Below are 9,707 nucleotides of genomic sequence, written 5' to 3' on the forward strand. Positions count from 1 at the left end.
GTTATTCAGCCAGAAAGGCGTAACTATTGGAGGGAACTTGTGCGCGCTGAAACGGTCAAGCAAGCCCTAATTTTGTAACATGTTGTTACAATTTGGCGCTTGGCAATCCGCGTCAGATTAATATCAAAACTGCTGAAACCACTGGTCCAGACGCTTCAAGCTCGTCAAAAAGCAGGCACGCTGGTGTTATATGGGGAGGGATAGTGGCTTTGCTGCTACGCCAAGGCATGCACGGTGCGACATTCCAGTAGCAAGCTTGCGCCGCCGTATTCGCTGGTGCCTATCTGCAGCGTAAAGCCATGCAGATTGACGATAGCGGCTACGACCGACAGACCAAGGCCGAAGCCGCTCTGCTCGGTGCCGGTTTCGCTGCGATAGAAGCGCTGGAAGACCGCTGCGCGCTCGGCGACGGGGATGCCAGGCCCCGAATCCTGAACCTCGATGCACGGCGTGCTGCCGTCGCTGGCGGGGTAGGCGCTGATTTTAACGACTCCGCCGGAAGGGGTGAACTTGATCGCATTGCCCAGCAGGTTGGTCAGCGCCTCAAACAGCAGGGCGCGGTCGCCCACCAGAGCGGGCAGTGTGTCATGCAGTTCCAGCAACAGTGTGATCTGGTCTTCTTCGGCCAGCGGCAGGTAGAAATCATGGAGTTCCTGCAGCAGTGGCCGCAGCTCCAGCTCGACGAACGCCGAGCGTCGTTGACGGTCTTCCAGCTCCGAAATGCGCAGCAGTCCCCGGAAACGCGCCATCAGCGTGTCTGCTTCGCTGATGACCTGGGCAATCTGGGTGGCATGGGGCGAGTCGTGTGCTGATTGCTGCTGAATGCGATAGAGCTGGGCACGTAGCCGTGTCAGGGGGGTGCGCAGATCATGGGCGATGTTGTCGCAAACGCCCTTGACCTCGTTCATGAGCTTTTCGATGCGGTCGAGCATGGCGTTGACGATTACCGCCAGCATGTCCAGCTCGTCTCGCCTGTTCGATACCGGCAGCCGACCCGCCATGTCACCGGCGATGATCGATTCTGCGCTGGCCTGAATGGCGCGTATGCGGCGCAAAGGGCGGCGGCGCAACAGGTGCCAGCCAGCGACCCCTGGAATAATGGTCAGCGAGATGCCCCACAGCAACGCGTGCAGAATCAGCGTGCTGACGGCAAGCAGCGAGCCGTTCTCGCGCACCAGTACCAGCCAGCGGCCGTCGGACGTTCGATTGACTATCGCATCACAACTGCCTTGCGGCAGGCCCGGATCATCCGATTCGATGCAGTCGGTCAACACATGGATCTGACCGTCGATGGGCAGGTTTTTCGGCACGCTGGTGATGGGGCCTGCCACCGGACGGAAGTTCTGGTCGAACAGGCCGTAGGCATCCACCGCACGGGTGTCGAACGTCATGCTGGTGGCCAGCGCATCGACCAGTGCCTGACCTTCAAACCGCGAGAACAATTGCTGGCGGTGAGTCAGTGACTGGCGGGCGAGGGTGTCCAGGTAAGAGTTGACCTCCCAGTAGAGAACGCCCAGCAGCATCACACTCCAGGCGACGAACAGGGAGCTGTACAGCGCCAATAATCGGCTTGTAGAAGATCGCCAGCCCTTAGACGGGTTCGGCAATAACATAACCTGAACCTCGCACGGTCTGGATCAGTTGTGCGGTGCCAGGTTGGTCTATCTTCTTGCGCAGACGACCGATATGTACATCGATCAGGTTGGTGCCCGGATCGAAGTGGTAGCCCCAGACTTCCTGGAAAATCATCATGCGTGTGATGATCTGTCCACTGTTGCGCATGAGGAATTCCAGCAATTTGAATTCGGTCGGCAGCAGGGTCAGCGGTTCGCCACCCCGACAGGCTTCGCGGGTGATCAGGTTCAGTTCCAGATCAGCAACCTGCAGCACCGTCTTGGCGGCGCTGACTGGGTTGCTGCGTCGCAGCAGCACTTCGACGCGCGCCGCCATTTCATCGGAAGCAAAGGGTTTGGGCAGGTAATCGTCGCCGCCTGCACGCAGCCCGCGCACGCGCTCGTCCACGTCGGAGAGCGCGCTGATCATCAGAATCGGCGTGGAGATGCCTTGGGCGCGCAGGTGGGTGACGATGGTCAGACCATCCATCTCCGGCAGCATGCGGTCCAGCGTAATAAGGTCATAGTCGCCACTCACTGCACGCGCCAGACCGTCACGGCCGTTATCCACCCAGTCCACTTCCAGCCCGTGGCTGCTGAGTTCGGTCACGATTTCCTTCGCTGTGATGGCATCATCTTCGATTGCCAGAATTCGGGTCATGGTCCCTGCCTGAATAAGTGCGTTCAAAAACTCATTCTGCCTTTAAAAGCCGCCGCGCTTTCTGAAAGAAAGTTTAATGATGGGGATCATATGTCGTTCTGCATTCTGGAATCGGCGTCCTTGAGCGTCTGCTGCTCCTTTTCAAGCCGTTTCTTTTCTGCCTTGTTACGACGATCGCGCTCCAGTTTGGCAGTCGTATCCTTTTCGCTACGGATCTGTGCGTGGCTGATCAATGCAAAAATGAAACTGCCCCCGATGATATTGCCCGCCAGTGTAGGACCGGCAAAGGTAAACCAGAAATCTTTCCAGCCCAGTTCTCCGGCAAATACCAGATAAGACACTTCGGCCGAGCCCACGACAATGTGCGTGAAATCCCCGAGCGCCATGAGGTAGGTAATCAGAATGATAATGGCGATCTTGGCCTTTTCCATGGATGCAATCATCCAGACCATGGTCGCGATCATCCAGCCGGACACGATGCCCTTGGAGAACATCTGACTGACGTCGTTTTCCATGACCTTGTGGCCAATCTCCAGAAACGCCTTGTCTGTGCTGGTATCGAAAATCGGCAGATTGAGCATGACGTAGGCCACCAGCAGCGTTCCCGCCAGATTGCCCGCCAGAACCACCCCCCATAGCCGGAACAACCGACCGATGTTGGCCAGATTCAGCTTGCTCATGACGGGCAGCACGGCAGTAATGGTGTTTTCAGTGAACAATTGCTGACGCGCCAGGATGACCGCAAGAAATCCCGCCGAATACCCCAGGCTGCTGATCACATGACTGCCGGGTATGCCTTCCAGTCGTGACTTGAACAACCCCATCGCCATCAGCGACAGACCCATGGTCAGCCCGGCGGCGAGTGCCGACCACCACAGGGCCGCAATGCTGCGCTCCAGCTCGTGGTCGCCCTGAATACGGATAGTTTCATGCAATACCGCCGCGCGGGGCGGCTGGTTCTCATCAATCTCGCGCTCTTCCTCGGCGGAGAGGCCGGGGGTCTTGCCGTCTACTTCGTGGTCCATACAACATCCTCAGCGCCAGTGATGGAATGGGCCTGCACGGGCAATGCCGGTCCGATGGTTCAGACAGGTGCCGTGCGCCGTCGTTCGCCAGTTGCCGGGCGCATCGAAGAATGTTTGTGCCAGTTGGCAAATACGCCGGTCTAGCCCAGCAGATCGGCACTTTGTACGCGCTCGACGCCCATGCCCAGCAGGGTTTTCCAGGCGTGCTCCAGCGAGCCGTTCATGTCGATGGCACGACAGCCGTCTTCAATGACATATGTATTGAAACCTGCGCTGCGCGCATCCTGAGCCGACCAGGCGACACAAAAATCCAGCGCCAGGCCCACCACGAACACCGTGTCGATGCCGCGCTCTTTCAAATACCCTGCCAGCCCGGTGCTGGTCGTGCGGTCGGCCTCCAGAAAGGCCGAATAGCTGTCGATATGCGCGTTGCAGCCCTTGCGCAGGATCAATTGTGCGTGAGGCAGATCCAGCTCGGCATGCAACTGAGCGCCGCGACTGCCTTGCACGCAATGGTCCGGCCACAGGGTTTGCGCCCCGTAAGGCAGGTTGATGCTCTCGAACGGCAGACGTTGCGCGTGGCTGGACGCAAAAGAAACGTGCCCGGCAGGGTGCCAGTCCTGAGTGATGATCACCCGGGCAAAACGCGCGCCCAGACGATTGATCAACGGCAACAATGTGTCGCCGTCCGCCACCGCCAGTTGCCCGCCGGGCATGAAGTCGTACTGCATGTCGATCACCAGCAAAGCGCAACGCGGGTCGGCGGGCTTGTTGGAAAGAGGCATTGTCGGTTCTCTCGTCGGGTGCAGTGAACGCCAGTTTGCCCGTTTGTCCCTGCATTTGCTAAGCCAGAGAAGGGAATCGGTAAAAGATATTTTTGCGAATTTGTATCAGATGTTAATGAGAATCTGTACTATCCGCGAAAAATCCTGCCGGGTCCCAAGAGGCCTGGTTTCTTGCCAAGGGCTGCACGTCGATGCGTCGTACTCTCGTTTCACTCTGCGTCATTCAAGCTATCTCTCAAGCCGCCTGGGCAGATCAGGTGGCTGCCGGGCAACCTTCCATAGAGTTGCAGAACATCGACATCCAGGGAGCAGCCAGTGCTGAAACGGCGCAAGGACCGGTCGAAGGCTATCGGGCCACACGGTCCGCCAGCGCCACGCGTACCGATACCTCGTTGCATGAAACCCCGCAGTCCGTCAGCGTCGTGACCCGCGACGCAGTAGAGGACATCGGTTCCACGCGTTTGCAGGACGCTCTTGATTATGCGGGCGGTGTCGGGCGAGCCAACAACTTCGGCGGCCAAGGGCTGACGACATTCACGGTGCGCGGCTTCACGACAGGCGAGTTCTATCGCAACGGCTTCCCGATCAATCGTGGCTATCCGAACATGCCGGATGCCAACACCATCGAGCGTCTGGAGGTGTTGCGTGGCCCGGCCACCACGCTGTACGGCCGCGGCGATCCGGGCGGCACCTTCAATGTGGTCTCCAGGCAGCCGCTGGCCGAGCCAGCGGTCACGCTGGGCACTCAGCTCAATGATCAGGGTATGAAGCGCGGCACGCTGGATGCCTCCGGGCCGCTGGATGATGAAGGGCGTTTTGCCTATCGCCTGAATATCGTGGGCGAGGGCGGCGATACGTTCCGTGACCACGTCGAGACCGAGCGTTATGGTGTAGCACCGGTCTTGAGCTGGCAGGTCAATGACGCAACACGCGTCACCTTCGAAGGCGACTTCATGCGCAACAATGCTCCGCTGGATCGTGGCCTGACGCGTTACGCCAACCAGGCGGGCAGCGCGTCGCGCGACACCTTCTTCGGCGAGAAGAGCGTGGGCAAGTTGCACAATGACAACAACATGGTGCAACTGCGCTTCGACCACGACCTGAACGCCGACTGGAAGCTGGGCGGCGGCGTGCAGATGCTCGACGGCTCTTTGCAAGGCGATGCCATCGAGGCCAACGGCCTGGCGGCCGACGGTCGCACTCTGGGTCGCAACTTCAACTATCGCAAGCTGGAATGGACGGATCGCGACGTACAGTTGAACCTGACCGGGCATTTTTCCACCGCTGGCTTCGACCACACGCTGCTGACCGGGGTCGAGTATGAGAATTACGACTACAAGTCGATTATTCAGCGCTCCAGCGGTGCCGTCGGTGCCTACCCGATCGATATTTTCGATCCGGTCTATGGCCAGGCACGGCCCGCACTGACCCGGACCACGACCCATGACAAGGAAAACCTCAAGACCTGGGCGGCCTTCGTACAGGATCAAGTGGCCTTGACCGAGCGACTGAAACTGCTGGGCGGTGTGCGTTTCGAGCGTTTCGAGCATGACTACGACTCCTTCCTGCCCGGCACCAGCAGCTGGACCGCCAGCGATAACGCGGTCACACCGCGTCTGGGGCTGACCTATGACCTGACTGACAGTGTCGCGGTCTACGCCAACACGGCGCGCTCGTTCAAGCCCAACAGCGGTGCCAGCCGCCTGGGTGGAGGCTTCAAGCCGGAGGAAGGCAAGTCCTATGAGATCGGTACCAAATGGGAGGCGCTGGATGGCCAGTTGAGTGTCGACACCGCGATCTACCAGATCGAGAAACGCAACGTGCTGACCACCGACCCGGTGGATTCAACCTTCAGCGTGGCGGCAGGTGAGGTGCGCAGTCGCGGTCTGGACCTCAATGTGGTCGGCAACCTGACGCCCGAGTGGCGGATGATGGGCAGCTACGCCTACGTGGATGCCGAAGTGACCAAGGACAATACGCTACGCACCGGCACACGGCTGATGAACATTCCCGAGCAGATGTTCAGTCTGCTCAACGTCTACGAGTTTCAGGACGGCACCTTGCGTGGTCTGGGGCTGGGCGGCGGCGGTCGCTATGTCGACCAGCGCGCCGGGCGTACTGCCAATGTCGCCTTCTCGATGGACAGCTACACCGTGTTCGACCTGCTGGCCTATTACAAGATCAGCCCGCAGGTGAAGCTCAATCTGGACCTGAAAAACGTATTCAATACCGAGTATGAGGAAGGTGCTTTCGGGAACGTCTACGCGTATCCGGGGGCGCCGCGCACGCTGCAGGTGGGGATTGCTTATACGTTATGAGGGTGCCTGTATTTGCGGATGCCGCGTTCTCACAGGGACAGCCTGACCCGTTTCCGGGTCGGGCTCAGCGGGCGTGCGTCATGGACACCTGGCTTCGTTCGCACGGAGCGTTGAATCACCCGAACTGATCGGACTTTGCAAACCCGGCATGGCGGCTGAGTTTGCCATCCTGGAACTGATTCTTCCCGGGCAGGATGTCTACTCCCGCCGCTTTGAGAGCAGGCATATTATCCTGCAAGGCCTTGGTGGCGGCGTCCTTTTGCTGGAAAGTGTTTCCTATCAGCAGGTTGGCATTACCCACTTCGCCGATCTGGAATTTATAGCCAGCCTCCTGCAACGCCTTGATCTGCTTTGTGAGCCGGGAGGAGGCCTCGCTTTCCCGGGCATACACATGAAAACTGCCAATCAGGGCAGGGTTGCCCTCACCATTGGCGGCCTTTAATTGATCGGCAAACTTGACCAGGCCGCTTTGCGCGCCAGCGGTCAGGCCTCCGCCCCAGTTACTGTCCTCGACAACAATGCTTCCTTTATAGCCAGCATTGCGCGCGGACTTGATCAGGGTGATCTGCATGTCGGCCCAGTCCTGGCTGGCGCTTTTGCCGCCCTGATTGAAGGTGTCCAGCACGAAACCGGAACGACTGCCAAACTTTTTGACCACATTGCTGATGTCGGTCGACGCTTCCTTCAGTTTTTCTCCGGTCAGCACGTTTCCGCCACCCTGGTTCGCGTTGTCACGAAAAGTGAACTGGACTTTTACGCCTTGTTTGCCGCCTTCATCAAGCAATGTTCTGAGCTTATCCAGCTGCCTGACATCCTTAATCTGATCATGCGTCATCTGAAAGCGCAGGGTTCCGCCTCCAATTGCTTTCAGGTCCTGAATCATTTTTTTGGCTGCAGCTGGTGTGGCGATGTCATCAGGATTGACGTTGGCTCCCCCACGCAAGACAGGCTCGGTATTTTTGACGGGCTCTGAAGAGGCCACTTTGTCTTTTTCTTTGACTTCTTTTTCCGGCTCCGAAGCGGCCGTGGTGTTTTTGACGGCGGCCAGCTCTTCACGAAGGGCCTTTGTGTCATCCTGGCTGACGCGTGTTTTCTGACTGACGAGTAAAGCCGTATCTGACGAAGATGCTTCGTTCTCGAGTGACCGGGCATTTCGATTGAGCATTGCTCGCGTGTAGACCGGAAAAACTTCCGATGCCTCGGCGGAGCGGCTGTCAGTTGCGGTGTACGTGTCGAGTTTCGCCTGGATCGCCGGACTCGCGTCAGTAGTCCCGGTGCTCACGGCCAGCGTGGTTCTGTCTGCCATTGCAGGCTTTTCCCGGGCGGCCATGGGAGGGTCATATGACCTGTCTGAGCGGATGTTCATCGAATGCCTCTGTAGGCTCTGTACGAAAAATGACGACGCTCGGTAACACAGGGTGATGAGTTTCGAGGGGAGCGATGACTGATTGAATGACGGTGTTCATATGGCCAGGAGGGGAGGACTGAGATGACGCTTTTATCACCGTAACAAGTGTTCTGTTTTCTTAAACCGGGGGCTTTTTGCGCCATTAGGTGTCGAGCGTTATTTGTCGGTGCGGAAAGATCGCATAAATAGGGCTTTTAGAGCAATAAAAACCAGAGCGGCTGAGTGCCTTTGATTATCGATGGTCCGCAACGGGTTGCTTCAGCTCCGTTGAATGTTCGACGTTGACGCTGTGTCTCCTCATAAGGTGCTGGCTCCTGAAAAGCGTCGGGAGCGCAGCATCGAATTTCAATTGCCGGTCTTGAATAGGGACGGCATGAGGCGCGTGTGAATCATCAGTATTGATCTGATTTTGAAAACCCTACATGGTGGCGAAGTTTGCCATTTTGAAACTGATCCTTCCAGGGCAATATATCGGCTCCCGCCGCTTTTAGTGCGGTGAGATTATCCCTCACTGCTTGAGTGGCACCGTCCCTTTCCTCGAACTTGTCTCCTCCCAGCCAGTTGGCATTACCGACCTCACCGATCTGAGGTTTATAACCGGCGAGTTGAAGTGCCTTGATCTCGCTGGCCAAGCGGGCAGAAGCATTCGCATCATTGGCATACTCGTGAATGCTGCCAATCAGGCCAGGGTTGTTTTTGCCGTTGGCAGCCTTTAATTGATCGGCGTATTTCACCAGTCCACTCTCGGGGCCCGCGGTCAAGCCACCGCCCCAGTTGCTGTCTTCCACAACGATACTTCCTGTATACCCGGTACTACGGGCCACTTTAATCAATTCACTTTCCATGTCAGCCCAGCCCTGGCTGGCGTTGGTACCACCCTCGTTGAAAGTGTCCAATACAAAGCTGGGGTGACTGCCAAACTTTTTAACCACGTTACTGATGTCGGCTGAGGCCTGCTTCAACTTATCCCCCGTCAACACGCTTCCGCCACCGCCGTTCGCATTGTCACGGAACGTGAACTGGACATGTACGCCTTGTTTGTCCCCTTCGTTAATCAAGGCCGTGAGCTTATCCATTTGCTGGGTATCCTGGAGTTGGTCATGCGTCATTTGGATGCGTAACGTTCCCCCTCCAATGCCTTTAAGGTCTTGAATCATTTTCGTGGCCGCTGCGGGCGTGGCAATGTCATTCGGATCAACATTGGCACCGCCATGTGAACCGGTATCCGCATTGCTGACAGGCGTGGTCGAACCTGCAACATTTTCTTCGACCTTTGCAGCAGTGGCCTGAAGAGCGTTTGCAGTGGCTGTAGGTGCAGGCGCGGGCGTCTGTTGACTGGCCGGCGCAGCCTCTGGCGAGGCGGTTGGCTTTTGCAACTGGGCGTTACGATAAAGCAGGGCTCTTGTATAGACCGGAGAGGCTTCCTGTGCCTCTGCGGGGCCCCTTGTAAAGCCAGGCATGTCAGAGGCGGTGTACGTGTCAGGTTGTGCCTGCCTGTTCGTATCGGCATCACTGACGCCAGTGTTGACCGGCAGTGCTGCCTTGTTTGTTACAGCAGATCGTTCAGTCGCGGGCAGTGAGAGGTTATATGACCGGGTTGAGTTGATATTCATCGAGCATCTCTACAGTGAGGGGGATAAGTTCGGCGGCGATGCTAGAGAGGGCGCGGGAGTGTTTCAAGTGGTTGAAAGTGAAATAACAAGTGCCGAGCGTGAGTGAGTGTTAGTTGTCGAGGCTGCGTTAAAGAAACAGCAGATGATTAACGTATTGATTCTATTGGGGGTTGTGCATCTTTTTAGTTAGGTATTCCAGGGTGGGCGCTGTGGGGGGGCGGAGAGGATGATGAATGAGGTGAATAGAAGGTCATAAGTCATGGTGTAGAGACTGTCTCTTATAC

At 57.4% G+C, this 9,707-nt stretch carries 7 protein-coding genes; 1 reads left to right on the forward strand and 6 read right to left on the reverse strand.

The genetic code is table 11. The features are described 5' to 3' along the window. Nucleotides 1-215: 215 nt before the first annotated feature. The 4 genes from ALO80_RS14575 to pncA form a co-directional block, all read right to left on the reverse strand. Entirely contained in the window at nucleotides 216-1,613 is a 1,398-nt protein-coding gene (locus ALO80_RS14575) for a sensor histidine kinase (RefSeq protein WP_055009501.1), read from the reverse strand. Beyond that, entirely contained in the window at nucleotides 1,591-2,274 is a 684-nt protein-coding gene (locus tag ALO80_RS14580) for a response regulator transcription factor (protein WP_003371891.1), read from the reverse strand. Before ALO80_RS14580 ends, ALO80_RS14575 begins: the two co-directional genes overlap by 23 nt. Before the next feature lie 86 nt (nucleotides 2,275-2,360). Then, nucleotides 2,361-3,299: a formate/nitrite transporter family protein gene (locus ALO80_RS14585; RefSeq protein ID WP_055009502.1), complete on the reverse strand. Its 939-nt coding sequence runs from the start codon at nucleotides 3,297-3,299 to the stop codon at nucleotides 2,361-2,363. A gap of 140 nt (nucleotides 3,300-3,439) precedes the next feature. After that, nucleotides 3,440-4,084: a bifunctional nicotinamidase/pyrazinamidase gene (gene pncA, locus ALO80_RS14590; RefSeq protein ID WP_055009503.1), complete on the reverse strand. Its 645-nt coding sequence runs from the start codon at nucleotides 4,082-4,084 to the stop codon at nucleotides 3,440-3,442. Nucleotides 4,085-4,275: 191 nt separating this feature from the next. Here pncA and ALO80_RS14595 point away from each other — a divergent pair, with 191 nt between their 5' ends. Beyond that, nucleotides 4,276-6,402 carry a TonB-dependent siderophore receptor gene (locus ALO80_RS14595; protein ID WP_055009504.1) on the forward strand — a complete coding sequence of 709 codons (2,127 nt, stop codon included), beginning with the start codon at nucleotides 4,276-4,278 and terminating at the stop codon, nucleotides 6,400-6,402. A gap of 115 nt (nucleotides 6,403-6,517) precedes the next feature. On the opposite strand, the gene ALO80_RS14600 is transcribed toward ALO80_RS14595, so the two are convergent. Both ALO80_RS14600 and ALO80_RS14605 read right to left on the reverse strand, forming a co-directional pair. Next, entirely contained in the window at nucleotides 6,518-7,768 is a 1,251-nt protein-coding gene (locus ALO80_RS14600) for a cellulase family glycosylhydrolase (RefSeq protein ID WP_055009505.1), read from the reverse strand. A gap of 434 nt (nucleotides 7,769-8,202) precedes the next feature. Further along, nucleotides 8,203-9,423 (reverse strand): cellulase family glycosylhydrolase, encoded by a 1,221-nt coding sequence (locus tag ALO80_RS14605; protein ID WP_055009506.1) that lies wholly within the window; start codon nucleotides 9,421-9,423, stop codon nucleotides 8,203-8,205. Nucleotides 9,424-9,707 lie beyond the last annotated feature (284 nt).

Source organism: Pseudomonas caricapapayae (genome assembly GCF_001400735.1).
GTDB classification, from domain to species: domain Bacteria; phylum Pseudomonadota; class Gammaproteobacteria; order Pseudomonadales; family Pseudomonadaceae; genus Aquipseudomonas; species Aquipseudomonas caricapapayae.